The following is a 22367-nucleotide window of genomic DNA, read 5'->3' as shown; positions in this document are numbered from 1 at the left end:
CCTTACTCCAACTCATCCAGGATCTTGTCCACCTTCTCGGGGGTCAGATCCGTGTGATAGTGACCGTCGACAACCATCATCGGCCCACCCGGGCAGGCCGCAAGGCACTCTTCCTCGATCTTCAGGGTGATGCGGCCATCGTCGGTGGTCTGGCCCAGCTTGATGCCAAGGCGCCGCTCCACATGGTCGACGATCTCCTCCGCGCCCCGCAGCATGCAGGAGATGTTGGTGCAGAGGTTTACCTTGTGCCGGCCCACCGGCTGCAGATCGAACATGGTGTAGAAACTGCCGACCTCGTAGACCGCCACCTTGGGCATCTCCAGGTACTCGGCCACCGCATCCATCAGTTCCGAGCTGATCCAGCCGCCGTTGGCGTCCTGCACCGCGTGCAGGGCGGGAATCACCGCGGCCTGCTTGCGCTCTTCCGGATACTTGGCCACCCAGTGGTCGATCTCGGCCCGCACTTCGGCGGAGAGCAGTTTTTCCGACAGACGCTCGCTACTCAACGGTCGATCTCCCCAAACACGATGTCCTGGGTGCCGATGATGGTCACCACGTCCGAGAGCATGTGGCCGCGGGCCATTTCATCCATGGCCGCCAGATGGGCAAAACCTGGCGCGCGACACTTGACCCGGTAGGGCTTGTTGGCACCGTCGGAGACCATGTAGACCCCGAACTCGCCCTTGGGTGCTTCCACGCAGGCGTAAACCTCGCCCGGAGGCGTGGAGTAACCTTCGGTGAACAATTTGAAGTGATGAATGAGGGACTCCATGTCGTCCTTCATCTCCTCGCGGCTCGGCGGGGTGACCTTGTGGTCCTCCAGCATCACCGGGCCCGGATTGACACGCAGCCAGTCGATGCACTGCTTCATGATGCGCACGGACTGCCGAAGCTCCTCCACGCGCACCAGATAACGGTCATAGGAATCCCCGTTGGTGCCCACCGGAATATCGAAGTCCATGCGGTCATAGACTTCGTAGGGCTGGGTCTTGCGCAAATCCCACTCGACCCCGGAGCCGCGCAACATGGGCCCGGTGAAGCCGAGCTGCTTGGCCCGCTCCGGCGAGACCACGCCGACATCCACCAAGCGGCGCTTCCATATCCGGTTATCGGTGAGCAGGGTTTCGTACTCGTCGATCTCGCCCGGATAGTAGCTGACGAAATCATCCAGGAAATCCAGCATGGAGCCTTGGCGCGCGGCGTTCAGGCGCTCCAGATCCTTGGCCGAACGGTGCTTGGAGGGCTGGTACTGGGGCATGCGCGCCGGCAGATCCCGGTATACGCCGCCGGGGCGGTAATAGGTCGCGTGCATGCGCGCCCCGGAGACCGCCTCGTAGCAGTCCATCAGCTCCTCGCGCACCCGGAAGCAGTACAGGAATACGGTCATGGCGCCCACATCCAGGGCGTGCGCGCCCAGCCACATCATGTGATTGAGAATGCGGGTGATCTCGTCGAACAAAACGCGGATGTACTGGGCACGGATCGGCGCCTGGATACCCAGCAGCTTCTCGATGGCCATTACATAGGCGTGCTCGTTGCACATCATGGACACGTAATCGAGCCGGTCCATGTAGCCGATGCTGTGGTTGTACGGCTTGGTCTCGGCCAGCTTCTCGGTGGCCCGATGCAGCAGACCGATATGCGGGTCGGCGCGGCGAATGGTCTCGCCGTCCATCTCCAGCACCATGCGCAGCACGCCGTGGGCGGCCGGATGCTGGGGGCCGAAGTTCAGGGTGTAACTCTTGATCTCAGGCATCGGAGGCGTCCTCCTGGGCGCGACCCGCGTAACGGGAGTCGTCGCGCACCACGCGCGGCACCGTCACCCGGGGCTCTATGCTCACCGGCTGGTAGACCACCCGGCGCTTCTCTTCGTCGTAGCGCACTTCAACGTTGCCGATCAGCGGGAAATCCTTGCGGAAGGGATGGCCGACGAAACCGTAATCGGTGAGGATGCGACGCAGATCCGGATGGCCCTCGTAGAGGATGCCGTACAGATCGAAGGACTCACGCTCATACCAGTTGGCGCAGCTCCAGATATCCACCACGGAATCGACCACCGGGAAGCCGTCGTCCGCGGCGTAGGTCTTCACCCGCAAGCGCTGATTCAGGCTCAGGGAGAGCAGGTGATAGACGCTGGCGAAGCGCCGAGCGGTGTTGCTCTTGACGTCGTGCACGCCGCAGGGGCCGGTAATACCCAATCGCCCGGTGGACGGGCCGGAGATGCCGCGGGAGAAACCGGTCCAGCTGGCCTGCTCGGTGCTCCATTCGTCTTGACCGTAAGCGGCGTAATCGACGCCACTCAGATCGATCAATTGCTCGAAGCGGAAGGCCTGACCGTCACGCAACTCCAGCAGCACCTCGCACAGATCCTCGGGGCGCACCTCCACGGTGAGCTCGCCGTTCTGCGCCTGCAGGGCCAGCAGCTTGTCTCCGAAGGCCTTGTGCAGGGCCTCCTCCAGCTTCTGCATACGGGACATGGACACTCCCCTCAGCGGGCGATGGTGTTGGTGCGGCGGATCTTGTTCTGCAACTGCATGATGCCGAACAGAAGCGCCTCCGCCGTGGGCGGACAGCCGGGCACGTAGATGTCCACCGGGACGATGCGGTCGCAACCGCGCGTCACGGCGTAGGAATAATGGTAGTAACCGCCACCGTTGGCGCAGGACCCCATGGAAATCACCCACTTGGGGTCGGACATCTGGTCGTAGACCTTGCGCAGCGCCGGCGCCATCTTGTTCACCAGCGTGCCGGCGACGATCATCACGTCGGACTGACGCGGACTTGGCCGGAACATGATCCCGAAGCGGTCCTGGTCATAGCGGGAGGCGCCCGCGTGCATCATCTCCACGGCGCAGCAGGCGAGCCCGAAGGTCACCGGCCACAGGGAGCCGGTGCGCGCCCAGTTAATGAGCTTGTCCGCGGAGGTGGTGACGAAGCCCTTCTCGAGTACGCCCTCTACTCCCATTCCAGCGCTCCCTTCTTCCATTCATAGAGGAAACCGATCAGGAGGATGCCGATGAACACTGCCATGGCGGCAAAGCCGAACACGCCGACTTGGTCCAGCACCACCGCCCACGGAAACAGGAAGGCGATTTCCAGATCGAAGATGATGAAGAGAATGGCGACGAGGTAGTAGCGCACATCGAATTTCATGCGCGAATCCTCGAAGGCCTCGAAGCCACACTCGAAGGGCGAGAGCTTCTCCGGGTCCGGCTTGCGCGGACCCAGCAGAAAACCGCCGATCAGAAACGCGGAGCCGAAGCCCACGCCAAAGAGGATAAAGATCAGGATAGGCAGATAGTTGTCGAGCATGCGGCGCCAGCCTCACAGCCTATGGTGGCGGGCCGGCGCACGCATCCGCTGCGTGATGCTCGACCCCTGATGCGCCCCGCGGGCAGCGGCGGGCAGTTTAGGCCACGACCGGCGTTGCTGTCAACCCGGTATCCATGCAATTCTTCTTGATAAACATGCACTTACGAGAACCGAAAGCGCATAAATACATATGGTGCCGAAGGCCGGACTCGAACCGGCACGGCTTTCGCCACCGCCCCCTCAAGACGGCGTGTCTACCAGTTCCACCACTTCGGCAATTCAGATGGATTTCACGTCTGGCGTAAAAGCGGGGGCATTCTAACAACACCCCCGGCCCTGGGCAATGCCGGCGCGCTTATTCGCCGCCGGGAGGCGCCGGCGCCAGACTATCGTCGTCCGCGGGCGCTTCAGGCGCGGCAGGCAGAGACTCCTCGGCCTGCTCGTCGAGCATATCCACCACGCTGGAGGGCGCATCCGGGCGGCCAGTGAGCATGGCCAGGGCCAGGGTGAGGATGAAGAAGGCCGTGGCCAGCAGCGCCGTGGTCTTGGACAGGAAGCTGGCCGAACCGCGTGAGCCGAACACCGTGCCCGATGCACCGCTGCCAAAGGCCGCGCCCATGTCGGCGCCCTTGCCGTGCTGAATGAGGATCAAGCCGACCATGGCGATGGACACCAGCACATGGACAACCAACAGTACCGTAAACATCAAGACTCCCTTGCCGGCGAAGATGCTTCCGCGGCCTTGCATATTGCGATGAAACTCTCGGCCTGCAGGGCCGCGCCGCCAATCAACCCGCCATCCACGTCGGGCTGGGCGAACAGGCCGGCGGCATTATCCGCCTTGACGCTGCCGCCGTACAGGATGGGCAGTGCATCCACCCCCTGCGCGCCCTGTTCGTGCAACCAGCCGCGAATGAAGGCATGGACCTCCTGGGCCTGCTCCGGGCTGGCGCTCAGGCCCGTGCCTATGGCCCAGACCGGCTCGTAGGCAATCACGGCACCGTCAAACGCGCCAGGGCCGGATTGCTCCAGCACCACCTGCAGCTGCTCGGCAATGACCGCCTGGGTACGCCCCTGTTCCCGCTCATCCTGCCGCTCTCCCACGCAGAGCAGAGGCACCAGACCGGCCTCCCGGGCGCGCGCGAACTTGGTGGCAACCCGGGCGTTGGCCTCGCCGTAGACGTGCCGTCGCTCCGAATGCCCCACGATCACGTGGCTACAGCCCAGATCGGCAAGCATCTCGGCGCAGATCTCCCCGGTATGGGCACCGGCGGAATGCTCATTGAGATCCTGGGCGGCCAGACCCACGCCACTGTGGGCCAGCGCCCCGGCGACCCGGTCCAGATGCACGTAGGGCGGGCACAACAGCACCTGGACCCGCAGATCCGCCACGCCCTCGCGTACGGTTTCGGCCAGGGCCTGAGCCGAAGCCAGGTCGCCGTTCATCTTCCAGTTGCCGGCCACCAAGGCTGGACGCATGGGAAAGACCTCTTTGAAAACAAACACCTACCGCTATAGCGCGATAAAAAATGCGGCGGCAAGCTTAACCGCCATACCCCGATAAATCAATTCGCCAGCAAGGCCGCGCCACCGGCGGTCTCGGCCAGCACATCGACGATACGCCGGCAGCAGCGCAGCCCCTGCTCGCCGTCCTCGCACTCCACCATTACCCGCACCACCGGTTCGGTGCCCGAGGGCCTCAGCAGCACCCGACCCCGCGCGCCCATCTCGGCCTCCGCGCTACGCACGGCTTCGCGCACGGCATCGTTCTCATGGGGAGTCTCGCCACGAGCAATGGGCACGTTGATCATGTGCTGGGGGTATTTATACATGCCCTGCTTGAGCTGATGCAGGCTTCGCCCGCTCTCCCGCATGATCTCCAGCACCTGCAGCGCCGAGACCATGCCATCACCCGTGGTGGTGCGATCCAGACAGATAAGGTGCCCTGAGGACTCGCCGCCCAGCACGCCGCCGTGGGCCTGCAGCATTTCCATTACATAGCGGTCACCCACCTTGGCCCGGAGAAATTCCACATCGCGCTGATTCAGCGCCTGCTCCAGGCCCAGGTTGCTCATCAGCGTGCCGACCACCGGCCCCTGCAGCGCACCCTCCTGATGGCGCGCGCAGGCGATGATGTAGAGCAGCTCGTCGCCGTCCAGCACCTCGCCGTGTTCGTCCACCATGATCAGACGGTCACCGTCACCATCGAAGGCAATACCCACGTCGGCACCCTCGGCCAGCACCCGCCGCGCCAGCCCCTGGGGATGCACCGAGCCGCAATCCACATTGATGTTCAGCCCGTCCGGTTCCGCGCCCATGCGGATGACCTCGGCGCCCAGCTCATGGAACAGGCTGGGAGCCACCTGATAGGTGGCGCCATTGGCGCAGTCCACCACCAGGCGCATACCGCCGAGCTGGGTCTGTGGCGAAACCGCCCGTTTACAGAACTCGATGTAGCGCCCGGGGGCATCCGGGAGCCGCGCGGCGCGCCCCAGTTGCTCGGATGCCACGGTGCGCATGGGCTTGTCCAGCTCCGCCTCGATGGCGAGCTCGGTGGCGTCGTCCAGTTTCTGGCCCGCCGCCGAGAAGAACTTGATGCCGTTGTCGGCATGGGGATTGTGCGAGGCGCTGATGACGATGCCGGCGCTCGCCCGCAGGGTGCGGGTGAGATAGGCAATGGCGGGCGTGGGCATGGGTCCGAGCAGGCGCGAATGCACGCCAGCCGCCGATAGCCCCGCCTCCAGGGCGGATTCGAACATATAGCCCGACAGGCGGGTGTCCTTGCCGATGAGCACGGTCTTTCCACCGCCCGCGGCGAACACCCGGCCCGCGGCCCAGCCGAGCTTGAGGATGAAGTCCGCCGTGATCGGCGCCTCCCCCACCCGACCACGGATGCCGTCGGTGCCGAAGTAACGTTTTTTCATGCTTGGTCCCCGAAAGACGATGCCGGCGCTCAACACCCGCTCATTGTTCGCTGTACTTGGGTCAAAGACCCTCCCGCGCAACGGCCTCCACCACGGCCAACGCCTGGACGGTGTCCGCCACGTCGTGCACGCGGATGATGCTCGCGCCCCGCTCGGCCGCCAACACCGCCGCCGCCAGACTGGCGGGCAGGCGCTGCGTCACCGGCCGATCGACGATGGCGCCGAGCATGGATTTACGCGACAGCCCCACCAGCAACGGCGCCCCCAGCGCCTGAAAGCTCGCCAGTTCCTTCAACAACCGGCAATTGTGGTGCAGATTCTTGCCGAAGCCGAAGCCCGGGTCCAGCAACAGACGCTCCCGCGCAATGCCCGCATCTTCGCAGGCGCGAAGACGCCCACGCAGGAACCCCATCACGTCTTGCAGCACATCGTCGTAGCGCGGATCCCGCTGCATGGTTCGGGGCTCGCCCTGCATGTGCATCAGGCAGACCGGCACCGACAGGGCCGCGACCACCTCCAGAGCCCCGGGCGCCCGCAGGGCGAGCACATCGTTGATGAGGCCCGCGCCGGCATCCACCGCGGCGGCCATGACCTCCGGCTTGGTGGTGTCCACCGACAGGGGCACGGGCAGCGTCGGGGCGAGCGCCTCGATCACCGGCAGCACCCGATCCAGCTCCTGCTGCACCGAGACCCCCGCCGCGCCCGGGCGGGTGGACTCCCCACCGATGTCGATGATGGCGGCCCCTTCCGCCACCATGCGGTGGGCACGCTCCAACGCGGCTTCCCCACCAAGGAAGACACCCCCGTCCGAGAAGGAATCGGGGGTGATATTGAGTATCCCCATGACCTGGGGACGGGACAAGTCCAGCGGCTTGCCACCGCAATCGAGCACCGCCGTCATGGGCGATCAGTGATGACTGGCGGGCCCGCCGATGGGCTGGCCACCGGACTCCTGCTCGGACTCGCCGGATTCCGACTCCGGACGGGTGCTCGGCCCCTGCCAGTCTTCCGGCGGACGCGGCGGACGACCGTTCATGATGTCGTCGATCTGATCCTTGTCGATGGTCTCGAACTTGATCAGCGCCTCGGACATGGCGTGCAGCTTGTCGAGGTTCTCACGCAGCAGCTGCTCGGCCCGGGCGTAGTTGACGTCGATCACCGCCCGCACTTCCTCGTCAATCCGCTGCGCGGTCTCGTCGGAGACCTGCTTGTGCTGATGCCCCATGGACTGCCCCAGGAACACCTCGCCTTCATCCTCACCGTAGGTCAGGGGGCCCAGCTTTTCCGACAGACCCCACTTGGTGACCATGTTGCGGGCGATCTCGGTGGCCCGCTGGATGTCGTTGGAGGCGCCGGTGGTGACCCGATCCTTGCCGAAGATCATTTCCTCGGCGATCCGCCCGCCGAACAGGCTCGCGATGGAGCTGTTCAGGCGCTGCTTGGAGTAGCTGTAGCGGTCCTCCTCGGGGAGGAACATGGTCACGCCCAGAGCACGCCCCCGGGGAATAATGGTGACCTTGTGCACCGGGTCGTGCTCGGGGGAGAGCAGGCCGACGATGGCATGACCGGATTCATGATAGGCGGTCAGCTGCTTTTCATCCTCGCTCATGACCATGCTGCGCCGCTCGGCGCCCATCATGATCTTGTCCTTGGCGCGCTCGAAGTCGTCCTGGTCCACCACCCGCTTGTTGCGCCGAGCGGCGAACAGTGCCGCCTCGTTGACCAGGTTAGCCAGATCCGCGCCGGAGAAGCCGGGGGTGCCCCGGGCGATGGTGCGCGGATCCATGTCGTCGGCCAGGGGCACCTTCTTCATGTGCACCTTGAGGATCTGCTCCCGGCCCCGCACGTCGGGCAGCGGCACAACCACCTGACGGTCGAAGCGGCCCGGGCGCAGCAGCGCCGGGTCCAGCACGTCGGGACGGTTGGTGGCCGCGATGACGATCACGCCCTCGTTACCCTCGAAACCGTCCATCTCGACCAGCAATTGGTTCAAGGTCTGCTCGCGCTCGTCGTGGCCGCCGCCGAGACCGGCGCCGCGCTGGCGGCCCACCGCGTCGATCTCGTCGATGAAGATGATGCAGGGCGCATGCTTCTTGGCCTGCTGGAACATGTCCCGCACCCGAGATGCGCCCACGCCCACGAACATCTCCACGAAGTCCGAACCGGAGATACTGAAGAAGGGCACCTTCGCCTCGCCGGCGATGGCCTTGGCCAACAGGGTCTTGCCGGTACCCGGCGAGCCCACCATCAGGACGCCCCGGGGAATGCTGCCACCGAGACGCTGGAACTTGCTCGGATCACGCAGGAAGTCCACCAGCTCGGCCACCTCTTCCTTGGCTTCCTCCACGCCGGCCACGTCGGCGAAGGTCACCCGGACCTGGTCCTCGCTCATCATCCGCGCCCGGCTCTTGCCGAAGGACATGGCGCCGCGGCCTCCGCCACCGCCCTGCATCTGACGCATGAAGTAGATCCACACGCCGATCAGCAACAGGAAGGGGAACCAGGAGATCAGGATCTGCAACAGCACGCTGCGCCCTTCCGGGGCCTCGGCGCGGATCGTCACGTTGTTGTCGAGCAGGGTGCCGATCAGTGCCTCGTTGTTGGTCTCCGGGCTGTAGGTCTTGAAGCCCTGGCCGCCGCTGCGCTCGCCGGAGATGGTCTGGCCCTGGATGGTGACGGCGCTGATGTCGCCGCTCTTCACCTGGTTGAGAAACTCGGAGTACGGCAGCTGGCCGGCCGTCATCGCGCGATCCTGGAAGTTGCTGAACACAGCCATCAGGACCACGGCGATCACTACCCAGAGAATCAGATTCTTCGCCATGTCGTTCAAGGTCGACCACCTCGGTTCTATCGCGCCGGGCGTACCGGCAAAATTACGCTACACACACGGACAGCCGCCTGGGGAAACACGGATTGATTCCCTTGGGGCGGCCAGTGGTGTTCTCATTGCGACACTACTACACCCGGAAATCCCGGGCCAGCAGATATACCTCCCGACTGCGGGGCCGGGATGCCTGGGGCTTGCGGGTGACCACGCGCTTGAAACGCCCGCGCAGTTGCCGCAAGTACTCCTCGAAGCCTTCGCCCTGGAACACCTTGACCAGAAAATCCCCACCCGGCCTCAATACTTGACCCGCGAAATCCAGCGCAAGTTCCGCCAGGTACATGGCACGCGGCTGGTCCACGGCGCTTTGCCCGGTGATATTGGGCGCCATGTCGGAGAGCACAACATCCACCGGACGGCCGCCCAGCGCGCCTCTCAGCTGCTCCAGCGCGGCATCTTCGGTGAAATCCGCTTGAATGAAGGCCACATCTGCCAGCGCGTCCATGGGCAGGATGTCCAGTGCGACTACCCGGCCCCGATCTCCGAGGATGCGCCCGGCATACTGGGACCACCCCCCGGGCGCGGCGCCCAGGTCCACCACATGCTGGCCCGCCTTGAGGAGGCGATCCTTCTGCTGGATCTCCTCGAGCTTGAACGCGGCCCGAGAGCGCCAACCCTCTTTCTGGGCGCGGCGCACGTGCACATCGTCGAAGTGCTCCTTCAGCCAGCGCCGACTGCTCTTGCTACGGGGCATCGCGCACTCCCTGGGCGCGGCCACGCGCCAGCCGCCGGGTGCGCAGCACCAGCCACAAGGTCGCGAAGACGCTGTAGGCGAGCAACACGAACAGCTGCCGCCCCAGGGGCAGGCCCAGTATCATCAGCAAAAACAACAGACACAGCCCGGCCAGTAGCACCACGCCCAGCTCCCGTTTGACCGCTTCCAGCGGCCGATCTCGTGCTACACTGCGCGCCCTTTCATTTTGCGTCATGAGATCGATCCATGCCTTTGAACGAGGAACAACGCCGTCACCTGCGCCGCCTGGGCCATCAGCTCAAGCCCGTGGTCCGCACCGGCAACGCCGGCCTGAGTGAAGCGGTGATGAACGAGATCGAGATCGCCCTGGCCCACCACGAGCTGATCAAGGTCAAGCTGATCGCCGGTGACCGGGAAGAGAAGCAGTCCTTCATCGACCAGATCCTGGCGCAGACCGAAGGCGAACCCGTGCAGGTCATCGGTCATGTGCTGCTGCTCTACCGGCCCAACCCGCGCAAGAAGAAGGAGCGGATCGCCCTGCCCTGAAATCCGCGGCGCTCAGCCCCGGCCCGGCTTGATATCGGGAAAGCCGCCACCGCCTGCCGCGGGGGTGTCGGCGCGCAGCCCGAAGCCCGCCAGGGCCAGGCTGAGCAGACTCATCGCCAGGTGCACGCCGGATACCGCGCCGGGCAACCAGCGGCTCAGCACAAAGGCGTTGAGAACCGCGCCCAGCCACATCAGCGTGATCAGCCAAAGCCGCCAGTTGCGCCACCAAGGGCGGGTCGCCGCCACCTGGGTGAACAGCAGGAAAAGCCCGCAGGCAAGGCCCAGATAGGCCGCCGTCTCGTAAAGGCGCTCAGCGAGCGCCTGAGCCACTGGCGGCGGCAACTCCGCCTGCAGCAACGGCACGCTGATATAGCCCACGGCCCACAGGCAGCCCACCCACAGGGTCAGCGCCAGTCGTTCACCTAAGTACGGCATGGGTCGGTACATCGGAGCCCCGAGGGGCTCAGATGTACTTCACCTCGACGATTTCGTACTCGCGGATGCCGCCCGGCGCCTGGACCGAGGCGATATCGCCCTCTTCCTTGCCGATGAGCGCCCGGGCGATGGGCGAGCTGACCGAGATCAGGTTCTGCTTGATGTCGGCCTCGTCCTCGCCGACGATCTGGTAGCTCACTTCCTTGCCGGTTTCCTCATCGGCAAGCGTCACCGTAGCGCCGAACACGACCCGGCCACCGGCGTCGAGGCTCGCCGGGTCGATGATCTGGGCGTTGGAGAGCTTGCCCTCGATGTCGGCGATGCGCCCCTCGACGAAGCTCTGCTGCTCGCGGGCGGCGTGATACTCGGCGTTCTCCTTCAGATCGCCGTGCTCCCGCGCTTCGGCGATGGCGGCGATGATGCGCGGGCGCTCCTCGCTTTTCAGCTTGTGCAGCTCGACCTTGAGCTGCTCGGCGCCCCGGGCGGTAATCGGTACTCGATTCATGCCTGTGACTCCTTGTGAAGATCTTGCAAGCGCACCACGTCGCGGCTCTCCAGGTGCTCCAGCGCCAGGCAGGTGGCCCGGGCGCCGGCGATGGTGGTGGTGTAGCTCACCTTGCGGTGCAGGGCTTCGCGGCGGATGGAGTAGGAATCGCGAATCGCCTGCTTGCCCTCGGTGGTGTTGATGATCAGCGCGATCTCGCCGTTCTTGATGGCATCGACGATATGCGGCCGCCCTTCCAGCACCTTGTTGATCACCTTGCAGTCTACGCCCTGCTCCTGCAAGGCACGCGCGGTGCCCCGGGTGGCGATCAGGCTGAAGCCGTGATCTTTCAGCATGCGGGCCACGGCCACGGCGGCCGGCTTGTCCGCCTCACGCACGCTCATGAACACCTGGCCGCTCTTGGGCAGTCGCACACCCGCACCCAGCTGGGACTTGGCGTAGGCCTCGCCGAAGCTCGCGCCTATGCCCATCACCTCGCCGGTGGACTTCATCTCCGGGCCGAGGATGGGGTCCACGCCGGGGAACTTGATGAAGGGGAAGACGGATTCCTTCACGCAGTAGTATTCGGGCACCACCTCTTCGGTCACGCCCTGCTCGGCCAGGCTGCGGCCCACCATGCAGCGGGCAGCGATCTTGGCCAGCTGCAGGCCGGTGGCCTTGGAGACGAAGGGCACGGTGCGGGAGGCGCGAGGATTCACTTCAAGGATGTAGACCTCTTCGCCCTTGATGGCGAACTGGGCGTTCATCAAGCCCACCACCTTCAATTCCAGCGCCATCTGGCGCATCTGCTCGCGCAACTCGTCCTGCAGCTTCGCCGACAGGTGGTACGGGGGCAGCGAACAGGCGGAATCACCGGAATGCACCCCGGCCTGCTCGATATGCTCCATGATGCCGCCGATCAGCACCTGCTCGCCGTCGCAGACCGCATCCACGTCGATTTCCACCGCATCATCCAGGAAGCGGTCCAGCAGCACGGGGGACTCGTTGGAGACCTTCACCGCTTCCCGCATGTACTGCAGCAGCTCGGATTCCTCGTAGACGATCTCCATGGCCCGCCCGCCCAGCACGTAGGAGGGACGCACCACCAACGGGTACCCGATCTCCGCGGCCAGCGCCAGCGCCTGGTCCACGGCACGAGCGGTGCGGTTGGGCGGCTGCTTGATGCCGAGCTTCTCGATCAGGCCCTGGAAGCGCTCCCGGTCCTCGGCCAGATCGATGGAATCGGGGGTGGTACCGATGATGGGCGCGCCGGCGGCTTCCAGGTCCCGGGCCAGTTTCAACGGCGTCTGACCGCCGTACTGCACGATGACCCCGGCGGGCTGCTCCAACTCGACGATCTCCAGCACGTCCTCCAGGGTGAGCGGCTCGAAGTAGAGCCGATCGGAGGTGTCGTAGTCGGTGGAGACGGTCTCCGGGTTGCAGTTGACCATGATGGTCTCGTAGCCGTCCTCGCGCAGGGCGAGCGCGGCGTGCACGCAACAGTAGTCGAACTCGATGCCCTGGCCGATGCGGTTGGGCCCGCCGCCCAGCACCATGATCTTCTGTCGATCCGTGGGCTCGGCCTCGCACTCCTCCTCGTAGGAGGAGTACATGTACGCGGTGCTGGACGCGAACTCGGCGGCGCAGGAATCCACCCGCTTGTACACCGGGCGCACACCCAAACGGTGGCGCAGAGCGCGGATGGCATCTTCCTTCACACCCAGCAGCTGCCCCAGGCGCGCATCGGAGAAGCCCTTGCGCTTCAACGCGAACAGCCGTTCCTTCTCGAGCCCGCTCATGCCGCCCTCACGGGCGGCGGCTTCCTCGGCCACCAGATCGGCGATCTGGGCGAGGAACCAGGGGTCGATGGCGGTCAGCTCGAAGAGCTCCTCAACGGTGAAACCGGCGCGGATGCCATCGGCCACCAGCAGCACCCGCTGCGGGCAGGGAATGCGCAGTTCCTGCTCCAGACGCTCGCGGGCGTCGGGCAGGCTCAGGTCGATACGCTCGTCCAGGCCGGTGAGCCCGTCTTCCAGGCCGCGCTGGGCCTTCTGGAAGGATTCCTGGAAAGTGCGACCGATGGCCATGACCTCACCCACGGACTTCATCTGGGTGGTCAGCGAGGCCTGGGCCTGGGGGAACTTTTCGAAGGTGAAACGCGGAATCTTGGTGACCACGTAGTCGATGGTCGGCTCGAAGCTCGCCGGCGTCTTGCCGCCGGTGATCTCGTTGCGCAGTTCATCGAGGGTGTAGCCCACCGCCAGTTTCGCCGCGACTTTCGCAATGGGAAAGCCGGTGGCCTTGGAGGCCAGCGCCGAGGAGCGGGACACCCGGGGGTTCATCTCGATCACCACCATGCGCCCGTCTTCCGGATTGATGGCGAACTGCACGTTGGAGCCACCCGTCTCCACGCCGATCTCCCGCAGCACCGCCAGCGACGCATCGCGCATCAGCTGGTATTCCTTGTCGGTGAGCGTCTGGGCGGGGGCCACGGTGATGGAGTCGCCGGTGTGGATGCCCATGGGGTCCAGGTTTTCAATGGAGCAGACGATGATGCAGTTGTCATTGCGATCGCGCACCACCTCCATCTCGAATTCCTTCCAGCCCAGCACCGACTCTTCGATCAGCAGTTCCTTGGTGGGGGAAAGATCCAGGCCGCGCTCGCAGATCTCCACGAACTCATCGATGTTGTAGGCAATGCCGCCGCCGGAGCCGCCCATGGTGAACGAGGGGCGAATGATGGTGGGGAAGCCCACGCGCTTCTGCACCTCCAGCGCCTCCTCCAGGGAGTGCGCCGTGTCGGCCATGGCGGAACCGAGGCCGATGGATTCCATCGCATCCTTGAAGCGCTGACGGTCCTCGGCCTTGTCGATGGCGTCCTTGGTGGCGCCGATCATCTCCACGCCGTACTCGGCCAGCACCCCTTCCCGGTCCAGGTCCAGCGCGCAGTTGAGCGCGGTCTGTCCGCCCATGGTGGGCAGCAGCGCATCGGGGCGCTCTTTCTCGATGATCTTCGCCACCGCCTGCCAGTCGATGGGTTCGATATACACCGCATCGGCCATGTTCGGGTCGGTCATGATGGTGGCCGGGTTGGAGTTCACCAGGATCACCCGGTAGCCCTCCTCGCGCAGCGCCTTGCAGGCCTGGGCGCCGGAGTAGTCGAATTCGCAGGCCTGACCGATGACGATCGGACCGGCGCCGATGATCAGGATGCTTTCGATGTCGGTTCTCTTGGGCATCTTTGCTACGTCGTGCTCTGGTGGGTGAGTTCGGGGCTCAGCGGGCAGCCCGGTGGGCGTCCATCATCTCGGTGAACAGCCGGAACAGCGGGGCCACATCGTGGGGGCCGGAACTGGCCTCCGGGTGCCCCTGGAAGCTGAAGGCCGGCTTGTCGGTACGGCGTATGCCCTGCAGCGTGCCGTCGAAAAGGGAGCGATGGGTGGGCTCCAGATTCGCCGGCAGGCTGGCCTCGTCCACCGCGAAACCGTGGTTCTGGCTGGTGATCGCCACCCGTTTCGTGGCGAGATCCTGCACCGGGTGATTGGCGCCGTGGTGGCCCACGCTCATCTTCACGGTACGCGCGCCGCTCGCCAGGGCCAGCAATTGATGCCCCAGGCAGATGCCGAAGGTGGGCACACCCGCCTCGACGATCTGGGCGATGGCTTCGATGGCGTAACCGCAGGGTTCCGGGTCACCCGGTCCGTTGGATAGATACACACCGTCCGGGTTCATGGCCAACACGTCGGCGGCGGGCGTTTGCGCCGGCACCACAGTCACCCGGGCGCCCTCGTCCACCAACATGCGCAGGGTCGCGTGTTTGACACCGAAATCGTAGGCCACCACATGGTAACGCTGGGCATCGGCGGCCACTTCGGCGCAGTCCTCGGTGCCCATGGACAGCTGCCAGCTGCCCCGAGTCCACTCATAGGGCGCATCGGTGCTCACTTCCTTCGCCAGGTCCATGCCCTTCAGGCCAGGGAAGGCCCGCGCCTGCTCCAGCGCCCGGGCCTCATCCACCTCGCCCGCCATCAGGCAGCCGTTCTGCGCGCCCTTCTCGCGCAGCAAGCGGGTGAGTTTGCGGGTGTCTATGCCCGCGATAGCCACCACCTGATGGCTCGCCAGGTACTCGGGCAGGCTCTGCCGGGAACGCCAGTTGCTGACCCGGGGCGACAAATCGCGAATGACCAGCCCCGCCAGCTGCACGCCGCGGGATTCCGCGTCCACCGGCGTGGTGCCGGTGTTGCCGATGTGGGGATAGGTGAGGGTGACGATCTGGCGGCTGTACGAGGGATCGGTGCAGATCTCCTGGTAACCGGTCATGGCGGTGTTGAAACACACCTCGCCGTTGACCGTGCCATCCACGCCAATGGACTCGCCGCGAAAGACTGTGCCGTCTTCCAGTGCAAGAATAGCCGGCTTGCTCAAGGGGGACCCTCCTGCTGGGCGCGCGAAAACGGGAGGGATCGCCTGATACCCTCCCGTTTTCGGCATTAGAATCGGTGTCGCGGTACGGCGCGGAATTTTAGCGCCAAGGCCCTCCGGTGTCCATCCTGCAGCGGCTTTTTCCCGCCCGGCGCATCAGGGAGACACGGATTCCCCCCTGCCCCCCCTGATCGGCCAGCGCGCTCGCAGCCGTGGAACGCCGACGGCCGCAGACGGCCCGGGGGGGGGGGTGATCCATTTCTCCCTGGCTTGTCGCGCCGGACCCCCGCTTCTAGAATCAACACCCCCTCCGCGACGGACCGGCTGCGATGAAAGCTCTTGAGCTGCGCCATCTCGCCAAGCGCTACCCCAATGGCGTGGAAGCCCTGAAGGGCGTGGACCTGGTGGTGGAAGAAGGCGACTTCTTCGCCCTGCTCGGCCCCAACGGCGCCGGCAAGTCCACCGCCATCGGCATCATCAGCTCGCTGGTACGCAAAAGCGCCGGCGAGGCGCTGATCTTCGGGCACGAGATCGACCGTGAGCCCTGGCAGGCCAAGGCGTCAATAGGCCTGGTGCCCCAGGAATTCAACTTCAACGGCTTCGAGACCGCGACGCAGATCGTGGTCAACCAGGCCGGCTTCTACGGCGTGCCGCGGCGCATCGCCCGGCAACGGGCCGAGGTGTACCTCAAGGAACTGGGGTTGTGGGAGAAGCGCGACACCGTCTCCCGAGCGCTGTCCGGGGGCATGAAACGGCGGCTGATGATCGCCCGCGCGCTGATCCACGAACCTCGCCTGCTGATCCTGGACGAACCCACGGCGGGGGTGGACATCGAACTGCGTCGCTCCATGCTGGGCTTCCTGCGCAAGATCAACGAGCAGGGCACCACCATCATCCTCACCACCCATTACCTGGAAGAGGCGGAGCTGCTCTGTCGCAACGTGGCCATCATCGACGACGGCCGAATTATCGAAAACACCGACATCAAGAGCCTGCTGCGGCAATTGAACACCCACAGTTTCATTCTCGATCTGCAGGCCGCGCTGGCGGAACCGCCCCAGGTGGAGGGCTACTCCCTGCGCCGGCTCGACGACAGCACCCTGGAGGCCGAGGTGGGCCCGGGGCAGAGCCTCACGGAGCTGTTCGCGCGCCTCGCCGAGCGCGGCGTGTACGTGGGCAGCATGAAGAACAAGTCCAACCGCCTGGAAGAAATGTTCGTGCGGCTGCTCGCCGCGGACAAGACCGAACACAGCGGAGGCGCCGGCGCATGAATCAAAACCAGCAATTGCGCAGCAACCTGATAGCCCTGGGCACCCTGGTGCTCAAGGAGACCCACCGATACATGCGCATCTGGGCGCAGACCCTGCTGCCCCCGGCGATCACCATGACGCTGTACTTCGTCATCTTCGGCAGCCTGATCGGCCCACGCATCGGCCCCATGGACGGCTATTCCTACATCGAATTCATCGCCCCTGGCATCATTATGATGGCGGTCATCACCAACTCCTACGCCAATGTGGCCTCGTCCTTCTTCGGGGCGAAATTCCAGAGCCACATCGAGGAAATCCTGGTCTCGCCGACACCGAATTTCTTCATCCTGCTGGGCTATCTGGCCGGCGGCGTGGGGCGGGGACTACTGGTGGGCCTGATCGTCACGCTGGTGGCCTTGTTCTTCACCGACCTGCGTATCCACAATCCGTGGATCACCCTCTCGGTGGTACTGCTCACCGCGATATTGTTCTCGCTGGGCGGGTTCCTCAACGCCCTGTTCGGGCGCAAGTTCGATGACATCGCCATCGTCCCCACCTTCGTACTGACCCCACTGACCTATCTGGGCGGCGTCTTCTATTCCATCTCGCTGCTGCCCCCGTTCTGGGAGCGGGTGTCGCACCTGAACCCCATCCTCTACATGGTCAATGGCTTTCGCTACGGCATTCTGGGCGCATCGGACATCGATATCCGTGTCGCCTACAGCATCATCCTGCTGTTCATCGTGCTGCTGGGCGGTTTTTGCCTGTATCTGTTGAACCGAGGCACTGGACTGCGCAAGTGAGTCTGCCCCCCTGCAGCAGCAGCTCTGGCCGCTCCTGCCGGGGGGCAGTCAATGACCGAGGGATGCTCAGTCGATGGCCAGTTCGCTCAGGGAACGGCCACTGGCTTCCCAGTCCTTGATCCAGAAGGGCTTGCGGCCCCGGCCGGACCAGGTCTTGCTCGCGTCATCCGGGTGACGAAAGCGCGGCTTGCCCTTGGCGGTGGTGCGCGCCGGGCTGGCGCCCACCAGGTCGCTCAGGCTGAAGCCGTACTTTTCGGCCACTTCCTTCAATTCCTTCTGCGCGCGACGCGCCTCTTCCTTGCGGCGGGCGCGCAGCTCCCGTTCCAGGTCTTTTTGCAGCTCGCGCAGCTCTTCCAAACTGTACTTGGAAAGATCCATGAATACTCCTTTATCCTTATTCCGGGCTTAGCCCAAATATGGCGAGCCAAAGGCTCACCCAACGATTTTCGATACACTCCAGCCAATTGAAGTGACTTTCTATTTTAATGATTTATAAATAAAAAAATCAAGAAACAAACCGCCGGCTCGCGATAGCGTTGCCGCAGTGGCTTTCGTGAATTGATCAGTGTCTGCCTTGGGAAGCGTGGGCACCGGCGTTATAGTGTCGACCGCTCTCACCCACAGGACGCGCGCACCATGCACAGCCTTAACCCCAGCCTCTCCGCCTGCCCAGCGGTTCTCACCGTGGAACTATCCCTGGACGCCTCCGCATCCGGCCAGCGCCCGCCGCCCCCCCTGGACCCCATCGCCGCCGAGAAACTCGGCTGGGCCCTCGCGGAAGATCTCAAGCGCATCCTGGGGCCTGTGGACCAATACGGCCTGGCCCTGATCGGCGGCCTATACGATCTGACCGAGATACTGCGCCCCGGGCTGCCCCTGGTGGAAACCCTCATGGAGCTTTATCGCGGCAGCCTGCAGGGCGGACCCTTCGTGCCCCAGCTGATGGCGCTGGGCGCGCCCGGCGGCCATTTCCCCATCTCCGACCTGGCGCCCGCCCGCCAGCCCGGCGCCGGGCCCATGCTGGTGATCCCCTTCCTGCTGCTCGGCGACTCCCAGGCCATGGACGCCATGGAGCGCAAGCTGGAGGCCGAACTACTGGAGAAGGGTCGCGCCGGCTTTGCCACCGAGCAGGTGATACGCGAGCAATTCGGGCTGCAGCCGGAGAATCTCGCCTACGCCACGTTCAACGATCTTTGCGCCTTGCTGAAGCTGCAACTGGAACACGCCGGTTTCGGGGGCTTATGGACCCTGCTGGAGGGCGCGCTTTTCCGTCCCCAGGGCCAGGAACGGGTGGAGCTGGAAACAGGCAATCTGTTCTTGCGCGACGGCGGGCACATTCTCAGTGTTTATTACACGCCCGCCCAGTGGCTGGCGCAAGCCGGCGGGACGCTGGAAGGCTACAAGCGCTGGTTGCAGCGCCAACGCCAATTCCTGGCCGGCCTGCAGGCCCATGGCCTGAGCGTGGAACTGATCAAGCCCGACCCGGCACTGAGCGAGCAGTGCGCCGATAGTGCGCTGGGGCGGGCCCAAACGCTTGCCTCGCCCGCGGATGACTCCTATTTCAGCGAACGGCTGCACATCGACGCGGCGCAACTGCCCCAGGCGGCTTTTCTCACCCTCACCGAACACAGCCTGGGCGCGCTAGGCCCGGTGGCCCACACCGTCTACGCGCAAAGCGCCGACGGCGAGGTGCTGTATCTGGGCCACGAGTACCCGCTGAGCCCCGCGGGCGTGGAGGCCGTGCGTCGCCACTGGGAGCAGAAAGCGAGCGAGCTGGGGCTGAATTTCCACCTGTTGCAGCCAGGGCGCATGGTCATGGACGAGGACAAGCATCGCCTGATGCCCTTGCTGGAAGACTGAGCAAAGCCGTACCGCGGGAGATCTCTCAGGGGTAGACCAGGCTCTGCTGCCAGGCACCGTCCACCAGGGTATAACGCTGACGCTCGTGGAGCCGCCCAGGGCGTGAAACCCAGAATTCGATCAGTTCGGGGCGCAGCAGGTATCCACCCCAGTGGGGCGGGCGGGGCACAGCCACACCGGCAAAGCGCTGCTCGAATTCGGCGGTGCGCCGCTCCAGGGTCTCCCGGTCGGCCAAGGGCTCGGACTGTTCCGAGGCCCAGGCACCGATCTGGCTGCTCCGCGGCCGGTGTGCCCAATAGGCGTCGGATTCGGCCTCGCTGACCGGTTCCACCCGCCCTTCTATGAGCACCTGGCGCATCAGCGGTTGCCAGAACAGGCACAGCGCCGCCCAGGGGTTCTCGGCCAGGTTGCGCCCCTTGCGACTCCGGCTATTGGTATAGAAGACGAAACCGCGCTCGTCGGCCTGTTTGAGCAACACGATGCGGGCCGTGGGCCGGCCGTCGGCGCCGGCGGTGGCCAGCGTCATGGCAGTGGGTTCATTGAGATCCAGCTCGCCGGCCTGGGCCAGCAGTTCCTGAATGCGGCTCAGGGCTTCCGGGTCTACCTGCATAGTCGTTCACGACTCCTGGGGGAATTCAGTGGGGATCGGTTCTACCACGACTTCCAGGCCTTCGCCACCGACAACCCGCAGCCGTTGCCCCTGACGCACTGGCACGGCGCTGCGCGCCCACCAGCGTTCCCCGTGCAGACGCACCCAGCCCTCCTCGGCGAAGGCTTCCAGGGCCACCGCTTCGGCCCCCTGCAACTGCTCGCGCCCGGTGCGCATAGGTTGGCGGCGGGCACGCAGGGCGAGCCACACCGTGCCCACCAAGAGCAACAGACTGCCTAGCGCGAAGCCGATGATCAGCCCGGTGGAGAGCTCATAACCCGGCACCTGGGTATCCATCAACATGACCGAGCCCATCACGAAGGCCGCCACCCCCCCCAGGCCCAGCACGCCGAAACTTGGCAGGAAGGCCTCGGCGATCATGAAACCCAGCCCCAGGACGATCAGCCCCAGCCCGGCATAATTGATGGGCAGGGCCTGGAAGGCGAACAGAGCCAACACCAGGCAGATCGCGCCCAACACGCCGGGGCCGATCCCGCCGGGATTCGCCAACTCGAAGATCAGCCCGTAGATACCGATCAGCATCAACACATAGGCCACGTTCGGATTGGTGATCGCCGCCAGCAGCTTGTTGCGCCAGTCCGGCGCCAGCTCCACCACCTCCGCCTGAGCAGTGTCCAGAGTAACGGTGCGATTACCGTCCAGCTTTAGCTCCCGACCATGCAGCGCCTGCAGCAGGCTATCCAGGTCCTCGGCCAGTAGTTCCACCACGCCCTCGGCCAGGGCCGCCTCGCTGCTCAGGCTGGCCCCCTCCCGCACCGCCCGTTCCGCCCAGTCGGCGTTGCGCCCGCGCAACTCGGCCAGGGAGCGGATATAGGCCACGGCATCGTTGACCAGTTTCTGTTCCATCGCCGTGTCCGCCTCGGGCTCGCCGCCCTCGGGTTCGGCGCCGCCGCCTCCGGGGCCACGCAGTTGCACCGGTGTGGCCGCCCCCAGGTTGGTGGCCGGTGCCATGGCAGCGATATGGGTGGCGTAGAGGATATACGTGCCGGCGCTGGCCGCGCGGGCACCTCGAGGCCCCACCCAGGCGGCCACGGGGATGGGGGAGGCGAGCAGGTCCTGGATAATCGCGCGCATGGCGCCGTCCAGCCCGCCCGGGGTGTCCAGGCGCAGCACCAACAGTTCAGCGTCCAGCTCACCGGCCTCGCGCAGGCCCCGGGAGACGTAATCCGCGGTGGCCGGCCCTATCACGCCCTGGACCTCCAGCACCGCCACCTGGGCGCGCAGGGGGGCGGCCAAGCCCAGACCCAGCAACAGGAGCAAGCTCCACACGGCGAGACGGAACCGACTGGCGCGTAGCATGATGCACTCTCCGTGGTGATACCCTGCCCCAGCATAGCGCGGCGCAAACGAAAACGGGGCCTTTCGGCCCCGTTTCGATGCGCGAGCCCCGCGGGCTCAGCCTTTCAACGCGTCCATGATCCGCTGACGCACGGCTTCCATGGCACCGGTGCCATGGATGGCCGAGTAACGGGGCGCGGCGGCATCGCCACTGTCGGCCCAGGAGGAGTAGTACTCCACCAGCGGGCGGGTCTGCTCGTGATAGACCTCCAGGCGCTTGCGCACGGTCTCTTCCCGGTCGTCGTCACGCTGAACCAGCGGCTCGCCGGTCACGTCGTCCTTGCCTTCCTGCCGCGGCGGATTGTGCTCCACGTGATAGACCCGGCCGGAGCCGGGGTGAACCCGCCGACCGCTCATGCGGCTGATGATCTCCTCATCGGGCACCTGCAGTTCCACCACGTGGTCGATGGAAACCTGCTGCTCCTTGAGCGCATCGGCCTGGGCGATGGTGCGGGGGAAACCGTCGAAGAGAAAACCGTTGGCACAGTCGGCCTGCGCGATGCGCTCCTTGACCAAGCCCAGGATGATATCGTCGGACACCAGCCCACCGGCGTCCATCACCTTCTTCGCTTCCCGGCCCAGCGGCGTACCGGCCTTGACGGCCGCGCGCAGCATGTCGCCGGTGGAAATCTGCGGAATCTTGAAGGCCTCGCAGATGTGCGCCGCCTGCGTCCCCTTGCCCGCCCCCGGCGGCCCCAGCAGAATCACTCGCATGCCTAACCTCTCTACCACGATTATCAGAATT

At 65.2% G+C, this 22367-nt stretch carries 24 protein-coding genes and 1 tRNA gene; 4 read left to right on the top strand and 21 right to left on the bottom strand.

The annotated features are described in order from the left end of the window. Positions 1–2 precede the first annotated feature (2 nt). From nuoE to GBG68_RS01600, 13 genes are all read right to left on the bottom strand, one after another. On the bottom strand, positions 3–506 hold the full coding sequence (nuoE, locus tag GBG68_RS01660) for an NADH-quinone oxidoreductase subunit NuoE (RefSeq protein WP_152144417.1): 504 nt from the start codon (positions 504–506) through the stop codon (positions 3–5). After that, positions 503–1756 (bottom strand): NADH-quinone oxidoreductase subunit D, encoded by a 1254-nt coding sequence (locus tag GBG68_RS01655; RefSeq protein WP_152144415.1) that lies wholly within the window; start codon positions 1754–1756, stop codon positions 503–505. The genes nuoE and GBG68_RS01655 overlap by 4 nt, the downstream gene beginning before the upstream one ends. Then, the gene (locus tag GBG68_RS01650; RefSeq protein ID WP_226801509.1) at positions 1749–2477 is read right to left on the bottom strand and encodes an NADH-quinone oxidoreductase subunit C; all 729 of its coding nucleotides are present in this window, start codon (positions 2475–2477) and stop codon (positions 1749–1751) included. The genes GBG68_RS01655 and GBG68_RS01650 overlap by 8 nt, the downstream gene beginning before the upstream one ends. A gap of 11 nt (positions 2478–2488) precedes the next feature. Next, positions 2489–2965 carry a NuoB/complex I 20 kDa subunit family protein gene (locus tag GBG68_RS01645; RefSeq protein WP_152144412.1) on the bottom strand — a complete coding sequence of 159 codons (477 nt, stop codon included), beginning with the start codon at positions 2963–2965 and terminating at the stop codon, positions 2489–2491. Then, entirely contained in the window at positions 2956–3312 is a 357-nt protein-coding gene (locus GBG68_RS01640) for an NADH-quinone oxidoreductase subunit A (RefSeq protein ID WP_152144410.1), read from the bottom strand. The genes GBG68_RS01645 and GBG68_RS01640 overlap by 10 nt, the downstream gene beginning before the upstream one ends. A 191-nt stretch (positions 3313–3503) precedes the next feature. Next, positions 3504–3588, bottom strand: a tRNA-Leu gene (locus GBG68_RS01635). A gap of 79 nt (positions 3589–3667) precedes the next feature. Next, positions 3668–4021 (bottom strand): preprotein translocase subunit SecG, encoded by a 354-nt coding sequence (gene secG, locus GBG68_RS01630; RefSeq protein ID WP_226801507.1) that lies wholly within the window; start codon positions 4019–4021, stop codon positions 3668–3670. Beyond that, positions 4018–4791, bottom strand: coding sequence for a triose-phosphate isomerase (gene tpiA, locus GBG68_RS01625; protein ID WP_152144406.1), 774 nt, complete (start codon positions 4789–4791; stop codon positions 4018–4020). Before tpiA ends, secG begins: the two co-directional genes overlap by 4 nt. A gap of 86 nt (positions 4792–4877) precedes the next feature. Further along, positions 4878–6236, bottom strand: a complete 1359-nt coding sequence (glmM, locus tag GBG68_RS01620) for a phosphoglucosamine mutase (RefSeq protein WP_152144405.1) — start codon at positions 6234–6236, stop codon at positions 4878–4880. 61 nt (positions 6237–6297) lie between these two features. Further along, positions 6298–7137 carry a dihydropteroate synthase gene (gene folP / locus GBG68_RS01615; RefSeq protein WP_152144403.1) on the bottom strand — a complete coding sequence of 280 codons (840 nt, stop codon included), beginning with the start codon at positions 7135–7137 and terminating at the stop codon, positions 6298–6300. A gap of 6 nt (positions 7138–7143) precedes the next feature. Further along, a complete protein-coding gene (ftsH, locus tag GBG68_RS01610; RefSeq protein ID WP_152144401.1) occupies positions 7144–9057 on the bottom strand; it encodes an ATP-dependent zinc metalloprotease FtsH in 1914 nt (637 codons plus the stop codon). Between the two features lie 136 nt (positions 9058–9193). After that, on the bottom strand, positions 9194–9814 hold the full coding sequence (gene rlmE / locus GBG68_RS01605) for a 23S rRNA (uridine(2552)-2'-O)-methyltransferase RlmE (RefSeq protein ID WP_152144399.1): 621 nt from the start codon (positions 9812–9814) through the stop codon (positions 9194–9196). Beyond that, positions 9804–10049 carry a hypothetical protein gene (locus GBG68_RS01600; RefSeq protein WP_152144396.1) on the bottom strand — a complete coding sequence of 82 codons (246 nt, stop codon included), beginning with the start codon at positions 10047–10049 and terminating at the stop codon, positions 9804–9806. The genes rlmE and GBG68_RS01600 overlap by 11 nt, the downstream gene beginning before the upstream one ends. Before the next feature lie 11 nt (positions 10050–10060). On the opposite strand from GBG68_RS01600, the gene yhbY reads away from it, so the two are divergent. Continuing rightward, on the top strand, positions 10061–10360 hold the full coding sequence (yhbY, locus tag GBG68_RS01595) for a ribosome assembly RNA-binding protein YhbY (protein ID WP_152144394.1): 300 nt from the start codon (positions 10061–10063) through the stop codon (positions 10358–10360). Positions 10361–10372: 12 nt separating this feature from the next. Here the strand turns inward: yhbY and GBG68_RS01590 are convergent, their stop codons facing one another. Genes GBG68_RS01590 through carA form a run of 4 tightly spaced genes read right to left on the bottom strand, consistent with a single transcriptional unit; the run spans position 10373 to position 15704 of the window. Beyond that, complete coding sequence (locus GBG68_RS01590) at positions 10373–10795, bottom strand: DUF4149 domain-containing protein (RefSeq protein WP_193222170.1); 423 nt, start codon at positions 10793–10795, stop codon at positions 10373–10375. 28 nt (positions 10796–10823) lie between these two features. Continuing rightward, positions 10824–11300, bottom strand: a complete 477-nt coding sequence (greA, locus tag GBG68_RS01585) for a transcription elongation factor GreA (RefSeq protein ID WP_152144390.1) — start codon at positions 11298–11300, stop codon at positions 10824–10826. Further along, positions 11297–14518, bottom strand: coding sequence for a carbamoyl-phosphate synthase large subunit (carB, locus tag GBG68_RS01580; RefSeq protein ID WP_152144388.1), 3222 nt, complete (start codon positions 14516–14518; stop codon positions 11297–11299). The genes greA and carB overlap by 4 nt, the downstream gene beginning before the upstream one ends. 37 nt (positions 14519–14555) lie before the next feature. Continuing rightward, on the bottom strand, positions 14556–15704 hold the full coding sequence (gene carA / locus GBG68_RS01575; RefSeq protein ID WP_152144386.1) for a glutamine-hydrolyzing carbamoyl-phosphate synthase small subunit: 1149 nt from the start codon (positions 15702–15704) through the stop codon (positions 14556–14558). Between the two features lie 326 nt (positions 15705–16030). Here carA and GBG68_RS01570 point away from each other — a divergent pair, with 326 nt between their 5' ends. Beyond that, positions 16031–16972 carry an ABC transporter ATP-binding protein gene (locus GBG68_RS01570; RefSeq protein WP_152144384.1) on the top strand — a complete coding sequence of 314 codons (942 nt, stop codon included), beginning with the start codon at positions 16031–16033 and terminating at the stop codon, positions 16970–16972. Next, complete coding sequence (locus GBG68_RS01565; protein WP_152144382.1) at positions 16969–17754, top strand: ABC transporter permease; 786 nt, start codon at positions 16969–16971, stop codon at positions 17752–17754. Before GBG68_RS01570 ends, GBG68_RS01565 begins: the two co-directional genes overlap by 4 nt. Before the next feature lie 66 nt (positions 17755–17820). Here GBG68_RS01565 and GBG68_RS01560 read toward each other — a convergent pair whose 3' ends face one another. Next, positions 17821–18132, bottom strand: coding sequence for an H-NS family nucleoid-associated regulatory protein (locus GBG68_RS01560; protein WP_152144380.1), 312 nt, complete (start codon positions 18130–18132; stop codon positions 17821–17823). A 258-nt stretch (positions 18133–18390) separates the two neighbouring features. Here GBG68_RS01560 and GBG68_RS01555 point away from each other — a divergent pair, with 258 nt between their 5' ends. Continuing rightward, entirely contained in the window at positions 18391–19614 is a 1224-nt protein-coding gene (locus tag GBG68_RS01555; protein ID WP_152144378.1) for a hypothetical protein, read from the top strand. Between the two features lie 25 nt (positions 19615–19639). On the opposite strand, the gene pdxH is transcribed toward GBG68_RS01555, so the two are convergent. From pdxH to adk, 3 genes are all read right to left on the bottom strand, one after another. Further along, the gene (pdxH, locus tag GBG68_RS01550; protein WP_152144376.1) at positions 19640–20224 is read right to left on the bottom strand and encodes a pyridoxamine 5'-phosphate oxidase; all 585 of its coding nucleotides are present in this window, start codon (positions 20222–20224) and stop codon (positions 19640–19642) included. 6 nt (positions 20225–20230) lie between these two features. After that, positions 20231–21583 (bottom strand): NfeD family protein, encoded by a 1353-nt coding sequence (locus GBG68_RS01545; RefSeq protein WP_152144374.1) that lies wholly within the window; start codon positions 21581–21583, stop codon positions 20231–20233. A gap of 96 nt (positions 21584–21679) precedes the next feature. Then, the gene (gene adk, locus GBG68_RS01540; RefSeq protein WP_152144372.1) at positions 21680–22336 is read right to left on the bottom strand and encodes an adenylate kinase; all 657 of its coding nucleotides are present in this window, start codon (positions 22334–22336) and stop codon (positions 21680–21682) included. Positions 22337–22367 lie beyond the last annotated feature (31 nt).

Origin of the sequence: Alkalilimnicola sp. S0819, assembly GCF_009295635.1 — a bacterium.
In the GTDB taxonomy this organism is placed as follows: Bacteria; Pseudomonadota; Gammaproteobacteria; order Nitrococcales; family WHIW01; genus S0819.
The sequence above is the reverse complement of the archived record's forward strand: the minus strand, read 5'-3'. Positions and strand labels throughout refer to the sequence as shown.

What these genes read in the sequence shown, in the direction of transcription:
- GBG68_RS01570 (WP_152144384.1), top strand. Translation starts at nt 16,031, where the DNA reads ATGAAAGCTCTTGAGCTGCGCCATCTCGCCAAGCGCTACCCCAATGGC.
- GBG68_RS01545 (WP_152144374.1), bottom strand. Translation starts at nt 21,583, where the DNA reads ATGCTACGCGCCAGTCGGTTCCGTCTCGCCGTGTGGAGCTTGCTCCTG.
- GBG68_RS01590 (WP_193222170.1), bottom strand. Translation starts at nt 10,795, where the DNA reads ATGCCGTACTTAGGTGAACGACTGGCGCTGACCCTGTGGGTGGGCTGC.
- GBG68_RS01560 (WP_152144380.1), bottom strand. Translation starts at nt 18,132, where the DNA reads ATGGATCTTTCCAAGTACAGTTTGGAAGAGCTGCGCGAGCTGCAAAAA.
- pdxH (WP_152144376.1), bottom strand. Translation starts at nt 20,224, where the DNA reads ATGCAGGTAGACCCGGAAGCCCTGAGCCGCATTCAGGAACTGCTGGCC.
- GBG68_RS01555 (WP_152144378.1), top strand. Translation starts at nt 18,391, where the DNA reads ATGCACAGCCTTAACCCCAGCCTCTCCGCCTGCCCAGCGGTTCTCACC.
- tpiA (WP_152144406.1), bottom strand. Translation starts at nt 4,791, where the DNA reads ATGCGTCCAGCCTTGGTGGCCGGCAACTGGAAGATGAACGGCGACCTG.
- yhbY (WP_152144394.1), top strand. Translation starts at nt 10,061, where the DNA reads ATGCCTTTGAACGAGGAACAACGCCGTCACCTGCGCCGCCTGGGCCAT.
- GBG68_RS01600 (WP_152144396.1), bottom strand. Translation starts at nt 10,049, where the DNA reads ATGACGCAAAATGAAAGGGCGCGCAGTGTAGCACGAGATCGGCCGCTG.
- carB (WP_152144388.1), bottom strand. Translation starts at nt 14,518, where the DNA reads ATGCCCAAGAGAACCGACATCGAAAGCATCCTGATCATCGGCGCCGGT.
- ftsH (WP_152144401.1), bottom strand. Translation starts at nt 9,057, where the DNA reads ATGGCGAAGAATCTGATTCTCTGGGTAGTGATCGCCGTGGTCCTGATG.
- greA (WP_152144390.1), bottom strand. Translation starts at nt 11,300, where the DNA reads ATGAATCGAGTACCGATTACCGCCCGGGGCGCCGAGCAGCTCAAGGTC.
- folP (WP_152144403.1), bottom strand. Translation starts at nt 7,137, where the DNA reads ATGACGGCGGTGCTCGATTGCGGTGGCAAGCCGCTGGACTTGTCCCGT.
- adk (WP_152144372.1), bottom strand. Translation starts at nt 22,336, where the DNA reads ATGCGAGTGATTCTGCTGGGGCCGCCGGGGGCGGGCAAGGGGACGCAG.
- GBG68_RS01640 (WP_152144410.1), bottom strand. Translation starts at nt 3,312, where the DNA reads ATGCTCGACAACTATCTGCCTATCCTGATCTTTATCCTCTTTGGCGTG.
- GBG68_RS01645 (WP_152144412.1), bottom strand. Translation starts at nt 2,965, where the DNA reads ATGGGAGTAGAGGGCGTACTCGAGAAGGGCTTCGTCACCACCTCCGCG.
- GBG68_RS01650 (WP_226801509.1), bottom strand. Translation starts at nt 2,477, where the DNA reads ATGTCCCGTATGCAGAAGCTGGAGGAGGCCCTGCACAAGGCCTTCGGA.
- GBG68_RS01565 (WP_152144382.1), top strand. Translation starts at nt 16,969, where the DNA reads ATGAATCAAAACCAGCAATTGCGCAGCAACCTGATAGCCCTGGGCACC.
- rlmE (WP_152144399.1), bottom strand. Translation starts at nt 9,814, where the DNA reads ATGCCCCGTAGCAAGAGCAGTCGGCGCTGGCTGAAGGAGCACTTCGAC.
- GBG68_RS01655 (WP_152144415.1), bottom strand. Translation starts at nt 1,756, where the DNA reads ATGCCTGAGATCAAGAGTTACACCCTGAACTTCGGCCCCCAGCATCCG.
- glmM (WP_152144405.1), bottom strand. Translation starts at nt 6,236, where the DNA reads ATGAAAAAACGTTACTTCGGCACCGACGGCATCCGTGGTCGGGTGGGG.